At 59.9% G+C, this 24,714-nt stretch carries 19 protein-coding genes and 1 tRNA gene; 10 read left to right on the forward strand and 10 right to left on the reverse strand.

Going from position 1 to position 24,714, the window contains the following annotated elements; translation table 11 throughout:
• Nucleotides 1-31: 31 nt before the first annotated feature.
• Nucleotides 32-301 (forward strand): usg protein, encoded by a 270-nt coding sequence (locus HTT03_RS02525; RefSeq protein WP_174858307.1) that lies wholly within the window; start codon nt 32-34, stop codon nt 299-301.
• Nucleotides 302-312: 11 nt separating this feature from the next.
• Here HTT03_RS02525 and HTT03_RS02530 read toward each other — a convergent pair whose 3' ends face one another.
• Nucleotides 313-1,260, reverse strand: coding sequence for a radical SAM protein (locus HTT03_RS02530; protein ID WP_174858960.1), 948 nt, complete (start codon nt 1,258-1,260; stop codon nt 313-315).
• A 159-nt stretch (nt 1,261-1,419) separates the two neighbouring features.
• On the opposite strand from HTT03_RS02530, the gene zwf reads away from it, so the two are divergent.
• The 4 genes from zwf to HTT03_RS02550 all read left to right on the forward strand — a co-directional run bounded on the left by zwf (nt 1,420) and on the right by HTT03_RS02550 (nt 6,931).
• Nucleotides 1,420-2,883 (forward strand): glucose-6-phosphate dehydrogenase, encoded by a 1,464-nt coding sequence (zwf, locus tag HTT03_RS02535; protein ID WP_174858308.1) that lies wholly within the window; start codon nt 1,420-1,422, stop codon nt 2,881-2,883.
• Entirely contained in the window at nt 2,880-3,551 is a 672-nt protein-coding gene (pgl, locus tag HTT03_RS02540) for a 6-phosphogluconolactonase (protein WP_174858309.1), read from the forward strand. Before zwf ends, pgl begins: the two co-directional genes overlap by 4 nt.
• The gene (pgi, locus tag HTT03_RS02545) at nt 3,548-5,140 is read left to right on the forward strand and encodes a glucose-6-phosphate isomerase (RefSeq protein WP_174858310.1); all 1,593 of its coding nucleotides are present in this window, start codon (nt 3,548-3,550) and stop codon (nt 5,138-5,140) included. The genes pgl and pgi overlap by 4 nt, the downstream gene beginning before the upstream one ends.
• Before the next feature lie 162 nt (nt 5,141-5,302).
• On the forward strand, nt 5,303-6,931 hold the full coding sequence (locus HTT03_RS02550; RefSeq protein WP_174858311.1) for a long-chain-fatty-acid--CoA ligase: 1,629 nt from the start codon (nt 5,303-5,305) through the stop codon (nt 6,929-6,931).
• 76 nt (nt 6,932-7,007) lie between these two features.
• On the opposite strand, the gene HTT03_RS02555 is transcribed toward HTT03_RS02550, so the two are convergent.
• The 4 genes from HTT03_RS02555 to HTT03_RS02570 all read right to left on the reverse strand — a co-directional run bounded on the left by HTT03_RS02555 (nt 7,008) and on the right by HTT03_RS02570 (nt 12,261).
• Nucleotides 7,008-9,059 (reverse strand): ATP-binding protein, encoded by a 2,052-nt coding sequence (locus HTT03_RS02555; protein WP_174858312.1) that lies wholly within the window; start codon nt 9,057-9,059, stop codon nt 7,008-7,010.
• Nucleotides 9,060-9,249: 190 nt separating this feature from the next.
• A tRNA-Gly gene (locus HTT03_RS02560) sits at nt 9,250-9,323 on the reverse strand.
• 41 nt (nt 9,324-9,364) lie between these two features.
• Complete coding sequence (locus HTT03_RS02565; RefSeq protein WP_174858313.1) at nt 9,365-10,207, reverse strand: class I SAM-dependent methyltransferase; 843 nt, start codon at nt 10,205-10,207, stop codon at nt 9,365-9,367.
• Nucleotides 10,204-12,261 (reverse strand): ASKHA domain-containing protein, encoded by a 2,058-nt coding sequence (locus tag HTT03_RS02570; protein WP_174858314.1) that lies wholly within the window; start codon nt 12,259-12,261, stop codon nt 10,204-10,206. Before HTT03_RS02570 ends, HTT03_RS02565 begins: the two co-directional genes overlap by 4 nt.
• A 190-nt stretch (nt 12,262-12,451) precedes the next feature.
• On the opposite strand from HTT03_RS02570, the gene guaB reads away from it, so the two are divergent.
• Nucleotides 12,452-13,900: an IMP dehydrogenase gene (gene guaB, locus HTT03_RS02575; protein WP_174858315.1), complete on the forward strand. Its 1,449-nt coding sequence runs from the start codon at nt 12,452-12,454 to the stop codon at nt 13,898-13,900.
• Nucleotides 13,901-13,982: 82 nt separating this feature from the next.
• On the opposite strand, the gene HTT03_RS02580 is transcribed toward guaB, so the two are convergent.
• On the reverse strand, nt 13,983-14,408 hold the full coding sequence (locus tag HTT03_RS02580; protein ID WP_174858316.1) for a MerR family transcriptional regulator: 426 nt from the start codon (nt 14,406-14,408) through the stop codon (nt 13,983-13,985).
• A gap of 247 nt (nt 14,409-14,655) precedes the next feature.
• Between HTT03_RS02580 and HTT03_RS02585 the strand changes: the two genes are divergently transcribed.
• The 4 genes from HTT03_RS02585 (at nt 14,656) to HTT03_RS02600 (ending at nt 21,151) form a co-directional block, all read left to right on the forward strand.
• The gene (locus HTT03_RS02585) at nt 14,656-16,920 is read left to right on the forward strand and encodes a heavy metal translocating P-type ATPase (protein WP_174858317.1); all 2,265 of its coding nucleotides are present in this window, start codon (nt 14,656-14,658) and stop codon (nt 16,918-16,920) included.
• 19 nt (nt 16,921-16,939) lie between these two features.
• Complete coding sequence (locus tag HTT03_RS02590) at nt 16,940-17,407, forward strand: DUF411 domain-containing protein (RefSeq protein WP_174858318.1); 468 nt, start codon at nt 16,940-16,942, stop codon at nt 17,405-17,407.
• Nucleotides 17,408-17,443: 36 nt separating this feature from the next.
• Complete coding sequence (locus HTT03_RS02595; protein ID WP_174858319.1) at nt 17,444-18,400, forward strand: cation diffusion facilitator family transporter; 957 nt, start codon at nt 17,444-17,446, stop codon at nt 18,398-18,400.
• Between the two features lie 195 nt (nt 18,401-18,595).
• Nucleotides 18,596-21,151: an NAD-dependent epimerase/dehydratase family protein gene (locus HTT03_RS02600; protein ID WP_174858320.1), complete on the forward strand. Its 2,556-nt coding sequence runs from the start codon at nt 18,596-18,598 to the stop codon at nt 21,149-21,151.
• A gap of 14 nt (nt 21,152-21,165) precedes the next feature.
• Here the strand turns inward: HTT03_RS02600 and purU are convergent, their stop codons facing one another.
• From purU to HTT03_RS02620, 4 genes are all read right to left on the reverse strand, one after another.
• Nucleotides 21,166-22,050, reverse strand: a complete 885-nt coding sequence (gene purU / locus HTT03_RS02605) for a formyltetrahydrofolate deformylase (RefSeq protein ID WP_174858321.1) — start codon at nt 22,048-22,050, stop codon at nt 21,166-21,168.
• A gap of 114 nt (nt 22,051-22,164) precedes the next feature.
• Nucleotides 22,165-22,917 carry an SDR family NAD(P)-dependent oxidoreductase gene (locus HTT03_RS02610; RefSeq protein WP_174858322.1) on the reverse strand — a complete coding sequence of 251 codons (753 nt, stop codon included), beginning with the start codon at nt 22,915-22,917 and terminating at the stop codon, nt 22,165-22,167.
• Complete coding sequence (locus HTT03_RS02615) at nt 22,914-24,212, reverse strand: TRAP transporter large permease (protein WP_246253361.1); 1,299 nt, start codon at nt 24,210-24,212, stop codon at nt 22,914-22,916. The genes HTT03_RS02610 and HTT03_RS02615 overlap by 4 nt, the downstream gene beginning before the upstream one ends.
• Before the next feature lie 10 nt (nt 24,213-24,222).
• A complete protein-coding gene (locus tag HTT03_RS02620; RefSeq protein ID WP_174858324.1) occupies nt 24,223-24,714 on the reverse strand; it encodes a TRAP transporter small permease in 492 nt (163 codons plus the stop codon).

A 24,714-nucleotide genomic window follows, 5' to 3' on the forward strand; every position in this document is an offset into this window, starting at 1 on the left:
TGTCATACAGAGGCAGCAAAGGAGGCGCAATATGCCCCGCAGTGAAACTGAAATGATGCTCAAAGGCTATGGCCTGACCACGGCTGAATTCTTTTACCATATGCCCGACTATAGCCACGTGCTGAACAGCTATATTTGGCAGGACTACGACATCGCGCCGGACCATCCGCGCCTGTTCGAATTTGTCGAATTTTGGCGGGCGGAACTGGACGGGCCGCTGCATTCGGTCCGCTTTACCCATCGTAAGATGATTAGTCCGGGCGAATGGCAGAACCAAGTGGGTGAATTTACGCTACATTAGGGGCAGGGGCGTCAGGCTGAACAGCTTGCCCCCCCCAACACACAAAATTTGGCGCAATGCGGGTGGTTGAGCGCAACGTCCTGTTCCGCTTCAGCCAAACGCGTGCCAAGCTCGAACTCAGGCTCATAGGGCAGCAGGGTGCATGCCAGCACGGCGGGTTTCTCGGCGCCCCTGCGTTTGACCACCATCCGCGAGGAAGCGCACATCACCGCGTCGGGAGATTTGTCCAAGATACCCCAGCAGGCCGTGGTGATCTCAGGCACCTCCACGGTTTCGTCCATTTCAGGGAAGAGAACCGTCATGCCGGGGTCTTGCGCGTCAATGTCAAAACCGTGTTCGGCATAAAATGCAGCATAACCCGCACGGCTGTCGGCATCGCTATCGCCAAAGATTGAACGCCCCGCGACGGCCATGCGAAAGCCGTTGTCGCGCAGCCATTCCATGCCGATCAACGTCTTGTAAAAGGCGCCCTCGCCACGTTCCGCATCGTGTAGCTCGCGCCGGTAGTGATCGACGGAAATGCGGAAAGTCAGCTTGCCAGGATAGGCGTCGCGCAGACGCAGCAACCCATTTTGCACCGATTTGCGCATCATCGGGCGCATGGCGTTGGTGAGGATCAGCACCTCATAGCCGCGCGCCAAAGAGGCTTCGGTCATCTCCACCATCTGCGGATTCATAAAGGGCTCACCGCCGGTAAAGGCGATCTCGCGCACTGGCCAGCCACGCTCGACAATCTGGTCAAGGTAGTCGCGGACTTCATCGGCGGTGATATAGACCAGCGCGTCATTCGTGGGGCTTGACGCGATGTAGCAGTTCACACATTCGATATTGCACAGCGTGCCGGTGTTGAACCACAGCGTCTCGGCCCCGCGCAGGGATACGGTGGCGCGTGGCTCGCCCTTGGCGGTCACTTTAGGGTCTTGAAACTTGCCCTCGTTTGCTTGCGCAATATCTTTCATCATGGTCCTTGCGTGATCGGGTTTGTTCGCGTCCTGTTGTGCTAAGCTATTGCGGCCCTGTCTAAAAGTCCAAGCAATGAGGAGCACAGTCTTGTGAAGAGGGTGAGAATAGGTATGTTTGCGGTGACCCAACCATGTTGCACGGGCAAGGATTAAACTATGGTTTCGCGCGTCATTCCGGTCGATCCTTTCGATTTGGTCATCTTTGGTGGCACGGGCGATTTGGCCCGCCGCAAAATCCTGCCGGGGCTTTACCGACGGTTCTGCGCAGGCCAGATGCCGGATAACGCACGCGTTGTCGGCGCGGCCCGGACCGAGATGGATGCCACCGGCTACCGCGAGATGGTGGCCGAAGCGATCAAAGAGTTCGGCGGCGACGAAACCTGCGACAAGCTGGATGAATTCCTCGAAAAGCTGGATTACGTCGCCATTGACGCACGCGGCGAGACGGGGTGGTCAGACCTTCACAAACTGATGGCCACCCGCGACCAGATCGAGGTCTATTACTTCTCTGTCGGTCCTGCGCTTTTCGGGGATTTGGCAGAGCGGCTTCAGCAATGGGGTTTGGCCGGGCCTGCTAGCCGGATCGTCGTCGAAAAGCCCTTTGGTCGGGACTTAGAAAGCGCGCAGGCGCTGAACGCGACCTTAGCGCGCTATTTCGACGAGCAGCAGATTTACCGGATCGACCACTATCTCGGCAAAGAAACGGTGCAAAACCTGATGGCGGTGCGCTTTGGCAATATGCTGTTCGAGCCGTTGTGGAACCGGCAATATGTGGATCATATTCAAATCACCGTGGCCGAGACCGTGGGCGTCGGCGGGCGCGGCGAATATTACGATAAATCCGGTGCGATGCGCGACATGGTGCAAAACCACCTAATGCAGCTTTTGTGCCTCATCGCGATGGAGCCGCCTGCGCGGTTTGACCCGGATGCGGTGCGCGATGAGAAATTAAAGGTGATCCGCGCCCTTGATCCGGTGCTGCCGCATCATCTGATCCGGGGGCAATATCTTGCCGAGCCGGGTCAGGAGGACCGCTACCCCAGTTACCGCGAGGCGGTGGGTGATCCGCGGTCGCGGACCGAAAGTTTCATCGCGCTCAAGGCTCATATTAGCAATTGGCGTTGGCACGGCACGCCGTTCTACCTGCGCACTGGCAAACGTATGATCGCCCGCTCTAGCGAGATCACAGTCGTGTTCAAAGACACGCCACATTCGATCTTCACCGAAGACGCAGGCCGTCACCGCAATGTGCTGTCGATCCGGCTGCAACCGAATGAGGGGATCACCCTTGGCGTGACGATCAAGGAACCGGGGCCGGGGGGCATGCGTCTTGTCGATGTGCCGCTTGATATGACCTTTGCCGAAGCGCTTGGCCCCGAGGGGGGCGCGCAGGTGGATGCCTATGAGCGGCTCATCATGGACGTGATCCGGGGCAACCAGACATTGTTCATGCGCGACGACGAGGTTGAGGCCGCCTGGGCCTGGACCGACCCGATCATCCAAGGGTGGGAAGCGCGTCACGACGTGCCAAAACCCTATGACAGCGGCTCAACCGGGCCGACAGACGCAACAGAACTCATGCGGCGCGATGGCCGTGAATGGCGAAAGGTATCCCCATGAACATCATCGAATATGCAGACCGCGAAATGTTGGTGATGAATGTCGCCAATCGGCTGGCAGGCAAGTTGAAATCAGCCCTGTCGGGTAATGAACGGGCAACCTTCGCCGTCCCCGGTGGCTCGACGCCCGGCCCGATTTTCGAGATGCTTTCGGCCACAGATATCGATTGGGCGCGGGTTGATGTCTTGCTGACAGACGAACGCTGGGTTGGCGAGGATGATGAACGGTCAAATGCGCGGCTGGTGAAAGAGCGTCTACTGACCGGCCATGCCGCGGCGGCGCATTTCGTGCCGTTCTACCGCGAAGGTCTGTCGCCCGGTGAGGGGGCAGAAGAGGTCGCGCCCACGCTTGCGCCTTATCTGCCGCTTTCGGTGGCCCTGATGGGGATGGGCGACGATATGCATACCGCGTCACTTTTCCCCGGCGATCCGAGCCTGCCGGCAGCGCTTGCCCCCGACGCGCCGCTTCTTTGTCCGGTCTATCCTGAAAGCCAATCAACCGCCCGCGTGACCTTGCCCGCGCATGTGTTGAACGGCGCTTTGAACAAACATCTGGTGATTTTCGGCGCCGAGAAACGTGCCGCTTTGAAACGCGCAGAATCCCTGAACCCTGACGAGGCGCCCATCGCGGCGTTGCTCGACGAATTGGAGGTCTATTGGGCCGAATGACTGATCTCTGGCAACAATTAGACAAGCTGCAATCCGCAGCCGCAGACCGCCCGATCCTGTCGCTGTTTGACGATCCTGACCGCGCGGCCAACTTCTCGCTGTCCACGCAGCATATGCTCTTTGACTACGCGAAAACCAATATTGATACGCAAACGCGCGATGCACTTCTTGCGCTTGCGGAGCAATCCAATGTCACGGCCCGCCGTGATGCGATGTTCGCCGGAGAGGCGATAAACGAGACCGAGAACCGCGCTGTTTTGCACACGGCCCTGCGCAACCTCGACGGCGGCGCTGTTACGGTTGACGGGCAGGATGTGATGCCCGAGGTGTTGGAGACGCTCAACCGGATGCGCCGTTTTTCCGATGAGATCCGCGCCAGCGAGATCACCGATGTGGTTAATATCGGGATCGGCGGATCGGACCTTGGCCCGGCGATGGCTGTGCGCGCGCTTTCACCTTACCATGATGGTCCGCGCTGCCATTTTGTTTCCAACGTCGATGGCGCGCATATCGCGGATACGCTGAGTGGTCTGGACGCGAAGACGACCCTGGTCATCGTCGCCTCCAAGACATTCACCACCATCGAGACCATGACCAACGCCCGCACCGCGCGGGCGTGGATGCGCGATCACGGGGGCGATCCTACGCAGCAATTCGCGGCTTTAAGCAGCGCATTGGACAAGACTGCAGCGTTTGGCATCGATTCCGCGCGAGTCTTTGGGTTCGAGGATTGGGTCGGCGGGCGCTATTCGCTTTGGGGGCCAATTGGCCTGTCGCTGATGATCGCCATTGGGCCGAAAGCCTTTGACAGTTTTCTACGCGGTGGCCAAGAGATGGACCGCCATTTCTGCGCGGCGGACCCTGCGGAAAACATGCCGATCCTTCTGGCGTTGGTAGGGATTTGGCACAACCAAATTTGCGGCCATACGACCCGTGCGGTCCTGCCTTACGATCAGCGGCTGTCGATGTTGCCCTCCTATCTGCAACAGCTTGAGATGGAATCGAACGGCAAAAGCGTGTTGATGAGTGGCGAAGCCAGCCCGCGTCATACCGGCCCCATCGTTTGGGGGGCGGCTGGCACAAATGGCCAACATGCGTTTTATCAGCTGATCCACCAAGGCAGCCGGGTGGTGCCATGTGAGTTCCTCGTGGCCGCCAATGGGCATGAGCCGGACCTTAAGCATCACCATGATCTGTTGGTGACAAACTGCCTCGCGCAGTCAGAAGCGCTGATGCTGGGCCGCTCGCTGGAAGAGGCGCGGGGGCTGATGCGCGACAAGGGGCTTGAGGGGGCAGAGCTTGAGCGACAGGCCCGCCACCGGGTTTTTCCGGGCAATCGCCCTTCCACCACGCTGATCTATCCGCTGCTTGATCCCTTCACGCTGGGGCAGATCATCGCGCTGTATGAACATCGCGTTTTTGTCGAGGGGGTGATCCTTGGGATTAATTCTTTCGATCAGTGGGGTGTGGAATTGGGCAAGGAACTGGCCACGGCGCTGCAACCGCTCATCGAAGGCGAGAGATCGGCGAATGACAAGGACGGCTCAACCGCAGGGTTGATCAACTATATCCACCGCCATCGCGATTGACCCGGCATTTCGCCTCTTCTGCCACGCCTAAGCTGTTACGCAGCGTTATTGACGCGTCATAGGCGAGGAGAGGCGCATTGGCCCGTTTAGCGGTGGTCCAAACCCTTGCAGTCGTCGCGCCCTTTGGTCAGTCTGACTGAAAATCACCCAAGGAGCCCCGCCATGCTTGGCCAAATGATGACGCAGCCGCTACTGATTTCGAGCCTGATTGCCCATTCCGAGCGCTATCATCCCGAAAGTGAGATCATATCGGTCAACACAACTGGCGGCGTAGAGACAACCACATGGGGCGGCGTCGCGCAGAACGCGCGGCGGTTGGGGTCAGCGCTGACCAATCTCGGACTGGCCCCACAGGCACGCTGCGGCACCATTGCATGGAACAACCGACGCCACCTTGAGATCTACTTTGGCACCTCCGGGGCGGGGTTTGTCTGTCATACGATTAACCCGCGTTTGTTCCCCGAGCAGTTGGTCTATATCCTCAACCACGCTGCGGATGAGGTGCTTTTCATCGACAAGACCTTTGTGCCATTGGTGGCTGCGATCCGCGATAAACTGGAGCATCTCAAACACCTCGTACTGATGTCGGGCCCGGATGAAGAAGCCGCCGAAGCGCTGCCGGGGCTTGTGTTCTATGACGAACTGCTGGCCTCTGGCGATGCCGGGTTTGACTGGCCTGCGTTGGATGAAAACACGGCGTCGAGCCTGTGCTATACCTCCGGCACTACGGGCAATCCCAAGGGCGTGCTTTATTCGCACCGCTCCACCGTTTTACATTCCTTTGGCATTAACATCGCTGACAGTATTGCGATCTCGGCGCGGGATATCGTGATGGCTGTGGTGCCGATGTTCCACGTCAACGCGTGGGGCAGCCCCTATGCCAGTGCCATGACCGGCGCGCGGATGGTACTGCCGGGGCCGAACCTTGATGGCGCGTCGCTCGTTGGGCTGATCGACGACTATCGCGTCTCCCTCGCCCTTGGGGTGCCAACGATCTGGCTGGGGCTGTTGGGGGCGGCCAAACAGTCGGGCAGCAAGCTGGAAAGCCTCGAACGCACAGTGGTGGGCGGCTCGGCCTGTCCGCCGTCAATGATCAAGACCTTCCGCGAGGATTTCGGCGTTGAGACGATCCACGCTTGGGGCATGACCGAAATGTCGCCCGTCGGCAGCGTGAACAAACCGCTGGCCAAACATGCTGACCTGTCAGACGCCGAGCAACACAAACTGCGCGAAAACCAAGGCCGCCCGGTCTTTGGCGTCGAGTTGGAGATCTGGGACGATGCGGGCAAACCGCTGCCCCATGACGGGGAAACCCAAGGCGCACTGGTGACGCGGGGGCATTGGATTTTAGATGCCTATTACCGCTCTGACCGTGACAGCACGCTGCGCGACGGTTGGTTCGATACGGGCGATATCGCGACGATGGACGCCGACGGCTATATCACGATCCGCGACCGCGCGAAGGATATCATCAAGTCCGGTGGTGAATGGATCAGTTCGGTTGAGCTTGAAAACATCGCCATCGCGCATCCCGATTTAGCGGATGCCGCTGTGATCGGCGCGACGCATCCAAAATGGGACGAACGCCCGGTTCTGGTGGCGGTCAAAGCCGAAGGGTCGGACCCGTCAGAGGCCGATGTGCTGAAAGTCTTTGAAGACCAAATCGCGAAATGGCAGGTGCCGGACCGGGTGATCTTTACCGACGCCCTGCCGCGCAATGCGACAGGCAAAGTGCTCAAACGCGATCTGCGGGATCAGTTTGGCGATGTGTTGATGGACAGCGCAAAGTAACATGGCGCTTTAAGGCGAAAAAAGCCGCCTCTGCCTTGTCGGGGGCGGCTCTTTCTTTCGGTGCAGTCGGCACCGCTTAGGCCGAGCGTGACAGGGCGCATTCCACCGCGGGCCGGGGCAGGGTTAGGCGGAAGGTGCTGCCGACGTCGACCTCACTTTCCAGTGCCAAGCCGCCACCGTGGAGCGAGGCCAGTTGTTCGGCAATCGCCAAACCCAACCCCAGCCCCCCGTTTTCACGGGACATGGATCCGTCAACCTGTTGAAACCGTAGGAAAACGCGGTCCAAATCTTCGGGCGAGATGCCACAGCCAGTGTCAGTAACGCTAAAGGTGATCTGCTCAGCGGATTGGACCATCGATAGGTGGATGTTGCCGGACTTGGTGAATTTGATTGCGTTGGAGATCAGGTTGTAAAGGATTTGGCGCAGACGGACCGGGTCCGCGTTGACGGTGGCCGCGCCGTTGTCATCATAGGTCAGGCTCAGCCCCTTGGCCTCGGCATCTGGGCGCAGGTCTTCGGCGACGGAGCGGGCAATGTCGCTTGCCTCAATCTCTTGCAGGTCCAGTTCCATTTTGCCGCGGGCGACCTTGGTCCAGTCAAGCAAATCCTCAACCAGCCGCAGCATATGTTTCGACGATCCCGCGATGCCACCGGCCTGTTCTGCGATGAAAGTCTGGTAATCGTCCACGCCACTGCGGATCTCTGGCGATGTGCCGCTGCTGTTGTCGAGCGCGGTTTGCAAGCGACGGGCCTGCGGCAAACGTTCAGCATGTTGCAAGAAGGTCGCCCGCCCCGAGATCACTGTCAAAGGGGTGCGCAATTCGTGGCTGACGTTGTTCAAAAACTCGGTCTTTTCGCGGTCTGCAGCCTCGGCGGCGTCGATCGCGCGTTTTTCTGCGGTGATATTGGTCCAAATGCCAACTGTATAGCCATGAGGGGTTTTGGCCTCATTCACCTTGACCCAAAAGTCTTTGCTCACCTCCAGCAAGAACGATCCGGTGGGATTGCGAAACCGCGCCATGCGTTTGGCGATCCATGGTTCGCGTTCGCTCACTTCGGCGGGAAACTGGTTCTCTTCGACCCAAATGCGCAGCAGTTCTTCCATGGTGCGGCCGGGGGTCAAACGGTCGGCAACCTTAGGGTGATACTCGCAGAACTTTTTGTTCACAGAGACCAGACGTTCCTTTTCATCAAAGGCGATGAAACCTTCTTGAATGGCGTTGATCGCCTCAGTCAGAAGGGTATGCGCCTCTTGTTTTTTCAAGGTGACACGGCGGAACGCCCAAAGCCCGGCGAGAAGTGCAATCGTCGCAAATAGCGCGAAAGCCACGAGATAAGGGCTTTGCGGTGAATAGGGTGGCAGGCCGTGGGTTAGCCGTGCGCTGGCCTCCCAAAGCTTGCCATGCAGTTCAAACCGGCTGCGGGCGATATGTTCATCTGCATCGCTGTCACGGGGCACGGTGAGAGTGCTGCCAGCAGGCAGGGGGGCAAGGTCAAAGGCGTATTCCCCCGCGAGGTGAGGGTTGTTCTCTTGCAGGCCAAAAAGGGTTTCACAGTCAAAGACGATGGAAATGACCCCCCAGAACCGCGGCGCGCCCAGCCCCTGGGGGCGTTCAAACACCGGATAATGCATGATATAGCCCTTGCCGCCCTGAACGAGCGACAGCGGGCCTTCGATGGTGGGGGTTTGGCGGCGGTAGGCATTGGCCACCCCCGACAGCTGCGCGGGGATGTTCTTATACTCAAGGCCTACAATATTGCCGTCGGCGGTCTCAGGAAAACTGCGGGAAATCTTCAGGTCGGGTGCCAGCGCATAGGTGATGATGCCGGGATTTTCCTGCAGCAGATCCTGCACCAAGAGTTCGATCTTCTTTTCCTTAAAGGCTTCAGACGACAGCAGAATGTTCTCAATGTTCTTGGTGACGAGAACGGTTTCTTGAAACTGATGCTGGACGAGGTTGGAGACCTCATGAAGCGCCTGGCGGGCGTCTTGCCGCAGGCTTGCAATATGTTGATCGTGATCCAGTTTGAAAATCGAATAGGTGATGCCCGCCACGCAGCACAAGACGATCACGTTTAATAGAATATAGGCCTTGGACCTTAAAGTCTCCCGAAACGTGTTAGCCACGCTTTCATCCTTTTTATGTGGCCGCGAGATACACCCTGTAATGAACGCGCTGCCGTTTCCTCCTGCTGTTGATACCTTTGAAGGCAAAGATGTCAGAAATCTGACGAAACATTGCTTTTCGCGGGAAGCGACGCAATTGACGGAGAAAACTGGATGAAATTGTTCCCTTCAGAAGGGAAAGGTGGCGCGATGGAGCGGGTAACGAGAATCGAACTCGTAACTAAAGCTTGGGAAGCTGCCGTGATACCTTTTCACCATACCCGCGCGCTGAGGGTGAGATAATTGGCAGCGTCGGAAAGGTCAAGTCAGGGTTTGGTCGCGGTGACGAAATTGATCTGCGCGGGCAGGCGGACTTCGCCGTTCTGCACATAGTCCGCAAGCGCCTCCGCTATGGCTTGCTGCAACTCTTTGATCTGCGCAGGTTCGGGTTGAAAGTAAGTGATCGCACCACCGGCAGGGCCGATCTCGCACATCTGCTCGGCAAGGGCGTCGGCACCGCCCTCGGGCGTTAGGGTCAAGGTCTCAACCGCGCAGTCTACGGATGCCCAACCTGCCTCCTGCAAAATCTGAGTCACCCGGTCGGGGTCGCGCATGGCAAAGGGGCCGGGGGCGTCTGGGTCACTTTTAGGCATTGAGCCGAGCGTTTGGCGCGCCGCACGTGCAGGCAGGGTAAAGAACGGGTTATCGGGGATTTGCCCCCATGTTGCCACGCTGAGCCGCCCGCCGGGGGTAATTTGCCTTTCCATTTGGGCAAAGCCCGCCACCGGATCAGCGAAGAACATAACGCCGAAGCGCGAGATCAGCCGGTCGAACGGGCGGTCGAGGTCCAATGTCGCCGCGTCACCGTGATGGAACGTCACTTGGGGCAGGCCTGCGGCGCGGCTGCGGGCGAGGTCCAGCAAGGGGGGCGAGACATCGACCCCCAGCACCGCGCCGCTGCTCCCCACACGCTCGGCCGCCGCAAGGCTCGCCGCGCCCGCACCGCAGCCAATGTCGAGCACCCGGTCTCCGGCACGCAGCGCTGCGCGGGCAAGGATACCGTCGAGCACCGGTTGCATCAGCCCGTCCAACTCAGCCTGACGGCGCGCCCATTTCTCGCCCACATGGCTGCTCCAGAATTGGACCTGATCGCTGTTGTCTTGGTTCATGTGCTGGCCCTTCTTCTGCGCCGCCGCCCGCCGCCTTCGCCCCCCGCAGGGCCGGAGCCGCCGGTGTTAAAGGTGATATCAGGAAGCGCCACAAGACTGTTTAGGATCGGGAAAGGTTCAACCGCATTGGGGATCGCAGAGGCATTGACGAAATGCTCCTGAAAGCGCGGTTCGACCGCGGTTTCGATCTTGTGGATCGCATGGACGGTCTTTTCGATTTCGGCGCGGGCATCGGTGTTGAGAAGCGCAATCCGTGCGCCAGTGCCTGCGGCATTGCCCGCGCTGCTCACCTTATCCAGCGGCGCATCTGGGATCATGCCCAACACCATCGCGTGGCGCGGGCTGATATGCGCACCAAAGGCACCGGCCAGCACCACACGGTCGACCTTGTCGACACCGAATTTATCCATCAGCAACCGCGCCCCGGAATAAAGCGCCGCCTTAGCCATTTGGATTTCGCGAATGTCACGGTTGGTCACGGTGATCTTGGGGCCCCCTTTGACCGTGCCATCATAGACCTGATAGCTGTTGGTACGCCCGTCTTGGAAGACCGACGCCGATCCGGTTTGCTCTGCCGTGCCGATCAGACCCGGCGCGTCGACAATGCCGTGAATCCGCATCTCGGCCACCATTTCGATGATGCCAGAGCCGCAGATGCCCGTGATGCCTGTCGCGGCAACGGCCTCCTCAAAGCCTTCGTCGTCGGACCAGATATCACAGCCGATCACCTTGAACCGAGCGACTTTGGTGTCTGGGTCAATCTCGACCCGCTCGATCGCCCCGGGGGCAGCGCGTTGACCGGAACTGATCTGCGCCCCTTCAAAGGCCGGGCCGGTGGGCGAGGAACAGGCCAGCACTTTTTCTTTATTGCCGAGCAGGATTTCAGCATTGGTGCCAACGTCCACAACGAGCATCAAATCATCGGATTTCTGCGGCGCCTCGGACAGCGCGACGGCAGCGGCATCCGCGCCCACATGGCCCGCAATACAGGGCAGCAGATAGACCCGCGCGGCTGGATGGATGTTGAGATCAAGATCCGTCGCCCGAAGCCGCATTGCGCCAGAGGTGGCAAGCGCGAAGGGGGCTTGGCCCAGTTCAAAAGGATCGATGCCCAGCAGCAGGTGGTGCATCACCGGGTTGCAGACAAATACCGCGTCAACGATCAGCTTTTGGTCGATCTCGGCCTCGGCGGCGATTTGGGTGAACAGCCCACACATGCCCTCGCGCACGGCGCGGGTCATTTCCTCGGCGCCTTGGGGGTTCATCATGGAGTAGCTCACGCGGCTCATCAGGTCTTCGCCAAAGCGGATTTGCGGGTTCATCACGCCCGAAGACGCGATGACCTCGCCGCTTTGCAGGTCGCACAGATGGCCCGCGATGGTGGTAGAGCCCAGATCAACGGCAAGGCCATAGACCCGGCCTTCGTACTGCCCCGGCCAGATCTGCATGATCCGGGGCGGGTTGTCCTGATCGCCCAGATGTACGGCAACGGTCACTTTCCACGCGCCTTTGCGCAGGATGGGCTGCATGATCTGCAAAATGTGCAGATCAGCGCCGACATTGCTCAGCCCCCATTGTTCTTCCAGTGCTAAGCGCAGCCGTTCCAGATCGCCCGACGGCTCATGCATGTCCGGCTCGTCAACCTCAACAACATAGAGTTTGACAGCCGGGTTCAGCACGATGTCACGGGCCTCGGCGCGTTTGCGCACCACTTGCTTATGCACTTGGCTTTCAGCAGGGACGTCGATCACAACATCGCCCTGTACCGTCGCCTGACAGCCCAGACGGCGACCCTCTTTCAACCCGCGCTTCTCGTCGTAGCGCTCTTCGACCGCGTTCCAGGGGCTCAATGCATCGGGGGCCACGGTAACGCCGTGTTTGGAAAAGGTGCCATAGCCGGGCGAGACCTGACATTTCGAGCAAATGCCGCGCCCGCCACAGACAGAGTCCAGATCAACGCCCAACTGCCGTGCGGCGGTCAGCACCGGGGTGCCTTTGGGAAAACGCCCTCTCTTGCCGGAGGGCGTAAAAATCACGAGGGGATCGCTGCTCATTTGGTCCGTCCTTGACTGCTTTGCGCCACCATAGCGTTCCGCGCGGCAGGGGGAAGGCAATGCGCGGCAATTCTTGTGATTGGCGCGTCATTCAGCCCGTCTGGGTGACGCAGGGGAATAGGTCTTTCCAATCTTTGCCATCCGTGAAATAGGAAACCGCCAAATGAACCCATCCAGACCGAGGTGTTAAATGGAGATTCGTGAGGCCCTGACCTTTGATGACGTACTGCTGGTTCCTGCGGCGTCCTCTGTGTTGCCGTCTACCGCAGATACAAGAACCCGCGTCACGCAGAGCATCGCGCTCAACATCCCGCTGCTCAGCTCGGCCATGGATACGGTGACCGAAAGCGGCATGGCGATTGCGCTGGCACAGGCCGGGGGCATGGGGGTCGTGCATCGCAACCTCACAATCGAAGAGCAAGCGCGTGAAGTGCGCCGGGTCAAGCGGTTCGAAAGCGGCATTGTCTACAACCCGATCACCCTGCGGCCAGAACAGACTTTGGCAGATGCCAAGGACTTGCAAGAGCGCTACCGTGTCACTGGCTTTCCGGTTGTGGACGACCAAGGCCGGGTGCTGGGGATTGTCACCAACCGCGACATGCGTTTTGCCAGTGACGACCGCACGCCGGTCTCAGTTATGATGACCTCGGACCGTTTGGCGATCCTGCACGAACCCGCAGACCGTGACGAGGCCATCAGCCTGATGAAGTCGCGCCGGATTGAAAAACTGTTGGTCACCGATGCCAATGGCAAACTGACCGGCCTGCTGACCCTGCGCGACACCGAACAGGCGGTGCTGAACCCCACCGCTTGCAAGGACGATCTGGGCCGCCTGCGCGTTGCTGCTGCGACCACGGTTGGGGACGCGGGGTTTGAACGGTCAGAGGCGCTGGTGGATGCCGGGGTCGATATGATCGTGATCGACACGGCGCATGGACATTCCGAAGGCGTGGCGCAGGCAGTGGCGCGCGCTAAGAAACAGTTTGGCGATGTGCAGGTCGTGGCTGGGAACGTCGCCACCGGCGCGGCGACGCGGGCATTGATTGACGCGGGCGCCGATGCGGTGAAGGTTGGCATCGGCCCCGGCTCCATCTGCACCACCCGCATGGTCGCAGGCGTGGGCGTGCCGCAGCTTACCGCCATCATGGATTGCGCCGCCGCAGCCGGTGACGTGCCGGTTATCGCGGATGGGGGCATCAAATTCTCAGGCGATTTCGCAAAGGCGATTGCTGCAGGCGCGTCCTGCGCCATGGTCGGCTCTATGATTGCGGGGACCGATGAAAGCCCCGGCGAGGTCATCCTCTATCAAGGCCGCAGTTTCAAAAGCTACCGTGGCATGGGCAGCATGGGCGCCATGGCCCGCGGCTCGGCGGATCGGTACTTTCAGAAAGACGCAGCAAGCGACAAACTGGTGCCGGAAGGCATTGAGGGGCAGGTGCCTTACAAAGGCAGCGCGGGCAATGTCTTGCACCAATTGGTCGGCGGACTTCGGGCCGCCATGGGCTATACCGGCTGCGCCACGGTCGAAGAAATGCGCCGCGATTGTACTTTTGTAAAGATTACCGGCGCAGGGCTGAAGGAAAGCCATGTGCATGACGTTCAGATCACACGGGAGTCGCCGAACTACCGTATCGGCTGAAGCACATAATGAGCAGTCGACAAAGCCGGGGTGTAAGAACACGCCGGCTTTTTCGTTTTGCGTGCTCGGTACAGACCGGGGGTCAGCCTGTTGCCGCATGATCCGCCAGACATTCCTCATGGTCGCGCAACACCTCCAAAATACGGCAATCGGCCACCCGGTCCGCGTTACAGGCACCAATCATCCGCTGGAGTTCGATGCGCAGAGCTTCGAGCCGCACCAGCCGCGCTTCGACTTCGCGTAGTTGCTTTTGGGCGATTGCATCCACCTGCGCGCAGGACCGGTCCGGCATGTCCGAAAGGTCCAGCAACTCGCGGATCGCTTCGAGGGAAAAGCCAAGTTGGCGAGCGTGGCGGATAAAGGCAAGGCGGTCCAGTTCCGCATCTCCATAGCGCCGCTGGCCGCCGTCGGTGCGGCCAGGTTCCGGCATCAGGCCGATCTGTTCGTAGTAGCGGATTGTCTGGACTTTGGTGCCCGTGCGCTTTGCAAGTGTCCCAATGGCGAGCATGACGAGGTCTCCTACTTCCTACAGCCACTGTAGATTGCTGACCCTGCGCGGCGCAAGAGGACCGGTGGCAATCCTTCCTTGCGCCTTGGCATGATCGCCGGGCGGCGACGCTCGGTCCGGCGATGAGCGGGGCTCATGCTGTTTCCTAACGTCAGGCGGGGTCGAAAAAGTTTTACAAAGCGCTTGAAGCTACAGCGGCTGTAGATCGTATCTTCCTTCTAAAGCATGAGTCGGATCGAGGGCAGACATGACGGATGGCACCACAACTCAGCGCGAATGGCGCGTCACAGGAATGGATTGCGGGTCTTGCGCGGCCAAGGTGCGCGGCGCGGTCGAAGGTCTGCCGGGGGTGGCTGATGTCGACGTCGCGCTGATGTCGGAACGGCTGCGTCTGACGCTGGACAGCCGCGAAACCTCACCCGAACGGGTCGAGAAAGCCGTGCGCGGTATTGGGTTTGGTATCGCCCCGAAGGGAGCCAAGGCAGAAAGACCTCCGGGCGGTTTTATCCTGCCAGAGGACGCGGTGATCGGTGGTGCGCAAGAGGCATCAGCGCAAAACGATGCGCCCGAAGAGACCCCAGAGCTTGCATGGTATCAGACCGCGAAAGGCCGTTTGGTGCTGGGCAGCGGGGCCTTGCTCGCCGTAGCTTGGGCATCGCGGTTGGTTTTGCCTGCTGAGACGTCGCATTGGGCATTTGTCCTTGCCACTTTGCTCGGGCTGATCCCGGTTGCGCGTCGCGCCTTTGCGATGGCGCGGGTGGGCATGCCCTTTACCATTGAAATGTTAATGACCATCGCCGCGAGCGGTGCGCTGGTGATTGGGGAGCCCGAAGAAGCCGCGCTGGTGGTCTTTCTCTTTGCGGTGGGCGAGCTGCTCGAAGGCGTGTCAGCCGGCAAAGCGCGCAACAGCATTCGGGCGCTCGCGGGACTGGTGCCGAAAACAGCGCGGCTTGAAGTCGGGCGCCAAACGCGGGAGGTGGCGGCGGAGACCCTTTCGGTGGGCCAGATTGTGCAGGTCCGGCCCGGAGACAGGGTGCCTTGCGACGGCGCAGTCGTAAGCGGCGTCTCTGGCGTCGACGAAAGCCCGGTGACCGGCGAGAGCGTGCCGCGTCTTAAAGAGCCGGGGGCGGAGGTTTTTGCCGGGTCGATCAACACAGAAGCGCTGCTGCGCGTGCGGGTGACCAAGGCTGCCGCGGACAATACCATCGCCCGCATCGTGCGCCTGATCGAGGAAGCCGAAAGCGCCCGCGCCCCAACGGAGCGGTTCATTGACCGGTTCAGCCGCGTCTACATGCCCGCCGTGGTTGGCATGGCCGTTTTGGTGGCTGTGGTCCCGCCGCTCGCCTTTGGTGGCGACTGGAGCGAATGGGTCTACCGGGCGCTGGCCCTGTTGCTGATCGGTTGCCCCTGTGCGTTGGTAATCTCGGTCCCTGCCGCCATTACCTCGGCTCTGTCTACCGGAGCGCGAAACGGGCTGCTAATGAAAGGCGGCGCGGTGATCGAAGCCGCTGCGCGGGTGACCCATGTGGCGTTCGACAAGACCGGAACGCTGACCCACGGTAAGCCCCGCGTGACCGATGTTCAGGTGTTGGATGGAAGCGAGGCCGATCTCTTGGCGCTCGCCGCCGGGGTTGAGAGCGGCGCGAGCCATCCGCTCGGTCAAGCGATTTGCCGCGACGCAGAAGTTCGGGGGATTGATGCCGCTGCCGTGACCGACGCGCGCGCCTTGCCCGGCAAAGGGGTCGAGGCGGTGATCGCAGGGGCCACGCTTTGTGTCGCGTCACCCCGGTTGGCAGCGGAGCGTGATGCTGTTTCAGAGGGGCTGCGCGGGGCGGTTGAAGCGCTCGAAGGGCAGGGCAAGACGGTGGTGATCGTGCTGCGCGATGATGTGGCACTTGGCCTGATCGCCTTGCGCGATGAACCGCGCGGCGATGCGGCAGAGGCGGTGGCGCAGCTACAAGCCTTGGGCATCTCCTCGGTGATGCTGACCGGCGACAACTGGCGTACAGCTTCGGCCATCGCCGAAGGGCTTGGCATCGACCACCGGGCCGAGTTGATGCCCGAGGATAAGGTGACGGAAATTCAAAAGCTGGCGGCGGACAGCAGGGTTATGATGATCGGCGACGGGATCAACGACGCCCCCGCATTGGCCGCAGCGCATCTGGGGGTCGCGATGGGCTCTGGCACCGATGTGGCGCTCGAAACCGCCGATGCCGCGATCCTGCGCGACAGGGTAACGGATGTGCCGGGACAAATCCGGCTCGCCCGCGCCGCGATGCGCAATATCAGGCAGAACATTGCCATTGCGCTTGGGCTGAAGGCGGTCTTTCTGGTGACCACAGTGTTTGGTATCACCGGACTGTGGATCGCGATTTTGGCCGATACAGGCGCGACCGTCTTGGTCACATTGAACGCTTTGCGGCTGCTGTTCTTCCGGCCAAGCAATGCCAGAAAGCTAGCCGACACCAGCAACCGCTCTACAACCCATGTACCTCAAGATTCACCGGTTTGACATTTAGGAAGGACTTTCCATGACCCTCACCAGACGCAGCTTGCTGACCTCTTTCGCAGGCCTTGCCGCCACCGCACCCTTTGCGAGCTGGGCAGGCGAAAAGCCTGTGATCCATGTGATGAAAGACCCCAATTGCGGTTGCTGCTCGGCTTGGATCGAAATCTTGGAGCAAGAAGGTTTCGCCGTGACGACGGAAAACAGCCTTGGAACGCTGTTGATAAAATACAAGCAAGACAGCGGCATCCCGCAGAACATGGCCTCCTGCCATACAGCAAAGATCGATGGCTATATGATCGAAGGCCATGTCCCGCCCGCAGATATCCACAAACTGTTGGCCATGCGTCCAGATGCGATCGGTCTTGCCGTGCCGGGGATGCCCTATGGCTCTCCGGGGATGGGGCCGGAAGCGGAGCGCGACGCCTATGACGTTTATCTGATCGCCCGCGATGGCAGTACCGAAGTGTTCACAAGCTACAAGGCTGCCTAAAGCGCGGCGTTTGTCCAAACTGGTGAGGAGGCGCGAATGGCACATGACCATGTCCACATTGACCCCGAAAGCGGAGACCGCAGGGTCTCGCTCGCCATATGGGCAAATGCGCTTTTGACCGTTGCGCAGATCGTGGGCGGGATCTTTGCCGGGTCGCTCGCGCTCATCGCCGATGCGTTGCACAACTTTTCGGACATGGCCTCTTTGGTCATCGCTTTTGCTGCGCGGAAGATCGCGCGGCGCCCGGCGGATGCCCGCATGACCTTTGGTTACGGTCGCATCGAAATCGTCGCCGCTTTGATCAATTACACCACGCTCATTCTAGTCGGTTTCTATCTCGTCTATGAGGGCGGGATGCGGATGATTGACCCGCCGCAGGTGGCGGGCTGGACCGTTGTTATTCTCGGCACCGTCGCGCTGGTGGTTGATACGCTGACAGCGCTGCTGACCTATTCGATGCAGAAAGACAGCGTGAACATCAGGGCGCTGTTCTTGCACAATCTGTCAGACGCGCTGGCTTCTGTTGCCGTAATCGTGGGCGGGACGCTGATCCTTCTCTACGATCTTCGCTGGGTCGATCCCGCGATCACCATTGGTATTGCACTATATATTCTCTACCTCGCGTTTACCGAGATCGGCGGGCCAATCCGGATGCTGATGCTGGGCAGCCCGCCGGATATGGACGCCGCGGCGGTGGTGGCGGCAATGACCAAGGTTGCGGGCGTGCGCGATGTGCATCACGTTCACCTGTGGCAGATGCAAGAGCATGAGGTGGCGCTTGATTGCCATGTGGTGTTGCAGGGCTCAGATTGGGCTGAGTTGGAGCCTGTCAAACAAGCGCTTAAGAAAATGCTCGCGGAGGACTTTGGCATCACCCATTCGAGCCTTGAGTTCGAAACCTCTGCCAATGCGCATGAGGATGCGTCCGTGTTTGGCCACCAAAAACAGGACCGCGATGCAGCGCAGGGTGGGGCGAAGCCGCACGACCATTAAGGATTGCGTCCCGCGCGGTGGCATCTTGGAACCTTCCAGCGCGGGAAGTTCGTTATGCCCCTATAGGCCAATGGCCAAGCAGCCCCAGCGATCTGGTGATGCGGATGATAGGAGGAATACCTCATCGTCGCTCTGCCGATTTAGCAGGGCGCGGCTGCGGTCAAAAACGTTGGCGGGCAAGACGGGAGGCAAAGCATGGAGAGGTCCGATAAGCCAGTTGTCGTTGTAACCGGGGCCAGCGGATACCTCGGTGCGGCGGTCGTTAAGCGGTTGCACGAGAACTATCGTGTCGTGGGCTTGGATCGCAGCTCGCCCCCACACCCGCCGCATCAAGCCGAGTGCATTTGTTTCGATATCACCGACCAAGACAGCATCGACAAAGCGCTCGCCCGCTTGCGTCTTGCCTATGGCGACCAGATCGTTGCCTGCATTCACCTCGCAGCGTTCTTTGACCTTAGCGGAGAGGACAATCCAGCCTATGACGCTGTGACCGTTGAAGGCAGCAGACGGCTTTTGAAAGGGCTGCAGGACTTTGATCTTGAGCAATTCATCTTTGCCTCAACCATGCTGGCGCATGCGCCGACGGCACCGGGAGAGCCGATAGACGAAGACGCGCCGTTTGATCCCAAACTGCCTTACCGCGCCTCGAAAATCCGCACCGAGGCATTGCTGCGTGAGGAAAAGGGGCGCGAGAAGCTGGTTTTCCTACGGCCCGCTGGCATCTACGACGATGAGGGCCATTCGACCTTTCTGGCGCATCAGATCGCGCGCATCTACGAAAAGCGTTTCAGCGGAAAGGTCTATCCCGGTGATCTGTCGCGCGGGCAGGCGTTCTTGCACCTTGACGATCTGCTGGATGCCATTGAGCGGATTGTCGAGTGCCGCCACAGCCTGCCGGATGTTTTTCCCGTGCTCTTGGGCGAGGCGGAGCCCATGCCCTTTGGCGCCTTGCAACGGCTGATCGGACGTGAATTGCATGGCGAGGAGTGGGTAACATGGAATGTGCCGCCGAAGGTCGCGAAAATGGGGGCATGGGTTGAGAACCGCTTCTTTGGCGAGGATGCTTTCATCCGAGCATGGATGGTCGATATTTCCAGCGATCACTATGAGCTTGATCTGAAGCAGGCCAAACAACATCTGGACTGGGCCCCAAGCCACAGCCTGCAACATGACATGCCGCTGATGCTGCAAAAGCTGAAGGACGATCCCTATCGTTGGTATGAGGAAAACGGTCTGAACGCCGCGCGGGTCGCAGCGGCAAAGGTCGAGCAGGCGGCAACGGACAGCGCCGCCGAGACGCAAGACGACACCACGGCTGAGCAGCAAACTGCCCTGCGTGAGCATGACAAGCACATGCGCATGATGCATTTTCAGATGCTTTGGGTGCATTGGCTGGTTGCTGCTCTGGGGCTTTGGCTGGCCACCGCGCCATCGGTGTTCGGCACGTTCGATCAGACCGAGTTCAGTGCCGCCGTGCAGCGCGTGACCGAAGATCGGGGGCTGTGGGCGGCCGCAACGCGCAGTTGGCTGACCGCTTGGAACAACGTCTTTACGGGGTTGGCGATCACGGCGCTGGCCTTCATCTCCATGAAGCCCGGCAACGGTTGGGCGCAATGGGCCAATGCGGCGCTCGGGGTTTGGCTGCTTGCCGCACCATTGGTGTTTTGGACGCCCGATGCGGCGGTCTATGCTAATGATACATTGATCGGTGCGCTAGTGATCGCGTTGACGATCCTGATCCCAATGATGCCCGGCATGTCGCAGGAAGGGATGATGGATGATGGGGACATTCCCCCGGGCTGGACCTACTGCCCTTCGACCTACGTTCAGCGCCTGCCGATCATTGCGCTCGGCGTGATCGGTTTCTTGTTGTCGCGGATTCTGTCGGCCTATCAACTGGGCCACATTGACGGAATTTGGGAGCCGTTCTTTGCCGCGCCGTCAAACCTGAACGGCAGCGAATATATCGTGACCTCGGATGTCTCGAAAACATGGCCGATTGCCGACGGCGGTTTGGGCGCAATGAGCTATATGTTTGAGATCCTCATGGGCGTCATGGGCAGCCGCAAGCGCTGGCGCACGATGCCGTGGATGGTCGCGCTTTTTGGCATTGTGGTCGGGCCTTTGGGCGTCATCAGCATCTATTTCATTATCATCCAACCCATCGCCATCGGCACCTATTGCACCATCTGCTTGCTTGCTGCTGCGGCGATGCTGGTGATGATCCCATTCTCCTTGGACGAAATCGTTGCAATGGTGCAATTCCTGATCTGGAACACGCGCCGGGGTCGCCCGTTCTGGCGTGCGTTCTTCCGGGGTGACGCGCTGCCGGGATCGCGGGCGGGCGGCACGATGAGCTTTGATGCCCCGCCGCGTGAAGTCGCCCGCCAAAGCGCACGCGGTGTCACGGTGCCTTGGACCTTGGGGGTGAGTGCCGCAATCGGGTTGTTCCTGATGTTGTCCCGCGCGGTCTTTGGCAACGCCATGCCGCTCGCGGGGAGCGATCATTTGGTTGGCGCTTTGGTTCTTACAACAGCTGTGATTGCATGGGCCGAAGTTGCCCGCCCGCTGCGGTTTCTGAACATCGGTTTTGGCCTGTGGCTGATCGTAGCCCCGTGGATTTTGGCGGGTGGCACCGTGGCAGGGAGCGTGATTGGCGTGCTGTCAGGCATTGCATTGGTCGCGCTCAGCCTGCCGCGCGGCAAGCGCAGCGCGGAACATTATGGTACTTGGGACCGCTATATCGTCTGAGCGCGAGCGGCCGTCTAACCCATCAGCTTTGAGCTGTAGCTGCCGGGCGAGGCCGGGAATACAACTGTCTTGTTGCCGTTCAGAAAGACCCGATGATGCGCATGGGCATGGATCGCCCGCGCCAAGACGCTGGATTCAACATCCCGCCCAAGGGACACATAGTCAGACGCGTTCTGCGCTTGGGTGACCCGCACGATGTCCTGTTCAATAATCGGCCCTTCATCAAGGTCGGCGGTCACGTAATGCGAGGTCGCGCCGATCAGCTTTACGCCACGCTCATAGGCCTGCTTATAGGGGTTTGCCCCCTTAAAGGACGGTAGGAAAGAATGGTGGATATTGATGATCCGACCGCTCATCTTCTGGCACATCGCGTCTGACAGAATTTGCATATAACGGGCCAGCACGATTAACTCCGCGCCGGTGTCCTGCACCACCTCCATAATCCGCGCTTCGGCCTCGGCCTTGTTTTCGCGCGTCACCTTGATGTGATGGAAGGGGATGTCGTGGTTCACCACGACCTTTTGATAGTCCATATGGTTTGATATCACGGCCACGATCTCGATCGGCAAAGCGCCAATGCGCACGCGGTAGAGCAGGTCGTTCAGGCAGTGCCCAAAGCGCGAGACCATGATGACGACCTTCATCGTGCTGTTTTGGTCGTAAAACTGGTAACGCATGTCAAAAGGTTCGGCGATCTTGGCAAAACCGTCGCGCAAGTCCTCAAGCGGCGTGCCTGTTTCCGCGTCCGCGCTGACGCGCATAAAGAACTGCCCGTTGTCTGTGTCGTCAAACTGCGCGCTGTCGGTGATGTTGCAGCCGGTGTCGGCGATGTATTTTGCGATTGCAGCAACGATCCCGCGTCGGGAGGGACAGGTCACGGTCAGGCAAAACTTGGTCATTGGGTCGTCCTCGATGCAAATGCGCAGCTTGAGAGCCGCATCTTGCGCTCCGATAGCACGCGCAGCGCAGGAGTGTAGGTGAAAAGTGGACGCCCGTAGCCGACTTGCGCCGCTTCAGACGCGCAATGCGGGCAGCCCCACACCCGTCGCGTCGAACCCGCCGTCTGCGGCAAGCACTTGGCTGGTGATGAAACTTGCACGCTCACTGGCTAGAAAACAGATCGCTTCCGCAATTTCGCGTTCCGTACCATAGCGGTTGAGCGGCATCGCGTCGTGATAGGCAGCGCGGATTTCGGGCGAATGCACGGCAAGCGCCAGTTTCGTATCCACCGGGCCGGGGCAGACACAGTTCGCGCGAATGCCGAGTTCGCCCAGCTCGGCCGCCTGTTGTTTGGTCAGGTGGATCACGGCGGCTTTGGACGTGCCATAGGCGATCCGCAGGGTCGAGGCGCGCAGGCCGGAGATTGAGCCGATGTTGACGATGGCACCGCCCCGTTGCGACAAGAGCGACAAGCAGGCCTGCGACATGAGAAACACGCCGTCGAGATTTGTCTCCATCACGCGCCGCCAGCGGGTGAAATCTGTCTCTTCCAGTGGGCCGAAATCCGCCACGCCAGCGTTGTTCACCAAAATATCGAGCCGACCAAAGGTCTGTTCAACTTCGGCCACCGCTTGGCTCACCTGTTGGGGGACCGACACATCGCAGGTGATTGCCAGTGCGCCGGGGAGAGTCGCGGCAGCGGTCTGAAGCGCGTCGCGATCGCGGTCGAGCAGCACGACACGGCGGCCTTCGCCATGCAGCAGGGTCGCGGTTGCGAGCCCGATGCCACGTGCTGCACCGGTGATTAGAGCTACGGTGTCGTTCATTTGAGCATCTCCGGCAAAAAGAGCGACAGCGCGGGGACCGCCGCCACAATGGCGAGGCCAATCACACTGATCGCCAGAAACGGCAGCGCGCCACGGGCAATGCGTTCCAGCGGCAGGCGGGTGATATTCGCGGCCACATAAAGGTTAATTCCCACTGGCGGGGTGATGAGACCAATGGCGAGGTTGATCATGACGAGCACGCCGAACCACACCGGGTCCCAGCCCAGCTCGCGCACCACTGGCAGAAAAATCGGCAGCGAGATGAACATTACCGTGACCGGGTCCATGAACATCCCAGCAATCAGCAGGATCAACATGATCACCATCAAGATCACGGCGCTGTTCTCAGACAAACCAAGCAGTTGCGTCGAATACTGGCCGACAAGGTCTTCGACGGTCACGACCCAGCCAAACAGGCTCGCATAGGCTACCACCAACATAACAACCGCAGAGGATGAGGCAGCATCGGACAGGGCATCATAAAGCGCCCGAACCGTGAGTGTGCGATAGGCAAAAGCGCCGACCGCGATGGCATAGACCGTCGCAACCAAGGCCGCTTCGGTCGGGGTAAAGATGCCTGAGTAGATACCGCCAAGGATCACCACGGGCGTCATCAGCCCCCAAAAGGAGCCGCAAAAGCTGCGCCCTAAGGCCCGCCAATAGCCGTCTTGCTCAGGTGCGGGGGACAGCGCGTCCAGACTGTCGCGCCCGCGCCCTTTGATGAAGGGCAGAATGACCAACATCAGCAGCCCCATAAAAAGGCCCGGCAGGATCGCCGCGATAAAGAGCGCCGAGATTGAGGTTTCGGCAATAACCCCATAGATCACCAGCCCGATTGACGGTGGGATCACGATTGAGAACGCCGCGCCCGTGCAGACCAATGCCGCCGCTGCTGCGCGAGGGTAGCCGTCCTCTTGCATGCCTTTAACGATCATCGGCCCGATGGCCGCGACAGAGGCCGGGCCAGAGCCAGAAACCGCACCCCAGAACAGGCAGACCACGGTGCCCACGACCCCCATGCCGCCGGGCAAATTCCCGATGAGGGTGCGAAAGAAGCGGATCATGCGCTCGGCAATGCCCAGCGTTCCCATCAACGTCCCGGCGAGGATGAAAAACGGAATGGCCAGCAGCGCATATTTCGCGATGCCCGTGGCGATCAGGTCGCCCGCGAGGTCAAAGCCGAAGCCGATCAGCCACATCGCATACATGGCCGAGAGGCCAAGGGCAAAGGCCACTGGCACGCGCAGCGCGATCAGCAGAAAGAAACCGGCGATCATCTGGGTGCCTGCACCCATACTAAAGATATCAAACACTTGGCGTGGCCTGCGGCTCTTGGCGCGGGGCGCGCCATGTTTCAGCGGCATGTTGCAGATAGCGGATAATGATCAGCGCAAAGCCAAAAGGCAGGCCGATCTGATACCACCATGCAGGCACACCAAGGGCATAGCTGCGGATGCCGCTATCAAGCTGGTTCATCAAGGTTGCCCAAGAAAACCACGCCGAGGCAGCCAGCAGCAGAATGGAGAAGATGACCGAGAGGATGAAGACCGCCTGCGCCGCACGCCGGGGCAGGGCGTCTTGCACCAATGTCACGGCAAGGTGTTCCCCCCGCCGGGCCGCGATGGCGGCGCCAAAGACGGTGAGCAGCAAAAAGCCGTTGGTCAAAAGCTCTTCTGAAGCGGCAAATGAGTAATGGGTCGCGTAGCGCACGACGACATTGACAAAGCCGATCAGCGTCATGCCCAAAAACAGCACAGCGCAGACGATTTTTTCGAATTCTTGCAGCACAAACCGCAT

It is taken from the genome of Sulfitobacter maritimus (assembly GCF_013346665.1).
GTDB classification, from domain to species: domain Bacteria; phylum Pseudomonadota; class Alphaproteobacteria; order Rhodobacterales; family Rhodobacteraceae; genus Sulfitobacter; species Sulfitobacter maritimus.

What these genes read in the sequence shown, in the direction of transcription:
- guaB (WP_174858315.1), top strand. Translation starts at nt 12,452, where the DNA reads ATGGAGATTCGTGAGGCCCTGACCTTTGATGACGTACTGCTGGTTCCT.
- HTT03_RS02595 (WP_174858319.1), top strand. Translation starts at nt 17,444, where the DNA reads ATGGCACATGACCATGTCCACATTGACCCCGAAAGCGGAGACCGCAGG.
- HTT03_RS02590 (WP_174858318.1), top strand. Translation starts at nt 16,940, where the DNA reads ATGACCCTCACCAGACGCAGCTTGCTGACCTCTTTCGCAGGCCTTGCC.
- HTT03_RS02615 (WP_246253361.1), bottom strand. Translation starts at nt 24,212, where the DNA reads ATGGGTGCAGGCACCCAGATGATCGCCGGTTTCTTTCTGCTGATCGCG.
- HTT03_RS02565 (WP_174858313.1), bottom strand. Translation starts at nt 10,207, where the DNA reads ATGAACCAAGACAACAGCGATCAGGTCCAATTCTGGAGCAGCCATGTG.
- HTT03_RS02530 (WP_174858960.1), bottom strand. Translation starts at nt 1,260, where the DNA reads ATGAAAGATATTGCGCAAGCAAACGAGGGCAAGTTTCAAGACCCTAAA.
- HTT03_RS02570 (WP_174858314.1), bottom strand. Translation starts at nt 12,261, where the DNA reads ATGAGCAGCGATCCCCTCGTGATTTTTACGCCCTCCGGCAAGAGAGGG.
- HTT03_RS02585 (WP_174858317.1), top strand. Translation starts at nt 14,656, where the DNA reads ATGACGGATGGCACCACAACTCAGCGCGAATGGCGCGTCACAGGAATG.
- purU (WP_174858321.1), bottom strand. Translation starts at nt 22,050, where the DNA reads ATGACCAAGTTTTGCCTGACCGTGACCTGTCCCTCCCGACGCGGGATC.
- HTT03_RS02525 (WP_174858307.1), top strand. Translation starts at nt 32, where the DNA reads ATGCCCCGCAGTGAAACTGAAATGATGCTCAAAGGCTATGGCCTGACC.
- pgl (WP_174858309.1), top strand. Translation starts at nt 2,880, where the DNA reads ATGAACATCATCGAATATGCAGACCGCGAAATGTTGGTGATGAATGTC.
- pgi (WP_174858310.1), top strand. Translation starts at nt 3,548, where the DNA reads ATGACTGATCTCTGGCAACAATTAGACAAGCTGCAATCCGCAGCCGCA.
- zwf (WP_174858308.1), top strand. Translation starts at nt 1,420, where the DNA reads ATGGTTTCGCGCGTCATTCCGGTCGATCCTTTCGATTTGGTCATCTTT.
- HTT03_RS02610 (WP_174858322.1), bottom strand. Translation starts at nt 22,917, where the DNA reads ATGAACGACACCGTAGCTCTAATCACCGGTGCAGCACGTGGCATCGGG.
- HTT03_RS02580 (WP_174858316.1), bottom strand. Translation starts at nt 14,408, where the DNA reads ATGCTCGCCATTGGGACACTTGCAAAGCGCACGGGCACCAAAGTCCAG.
- HTT03_RS02550 (WP_174858311.1), top strand. Translation starts at nt 5,303, where the DNA reads ATGCTTGGCCAAATGATGACGCAGCCGCTACTGATTTCGAGCCTGATT.
- HTT03_RS02600 (WP_174858320.1), top strand. Translation starts at nt 18,596, where the DNA reads ATGGAGAGGTCCGATAAGCCAGTTGTCGTTGTAACCGGGGCCAGCGGA.
- HTT03_RS02620 (WP_174858324.1), bottom strand. Translation starts at nt 24,714, where the DNA reads ATGCGGTTTGTGCTGCAAGAATTCGAAAAAATCGTCTGCGCTGTGCTG.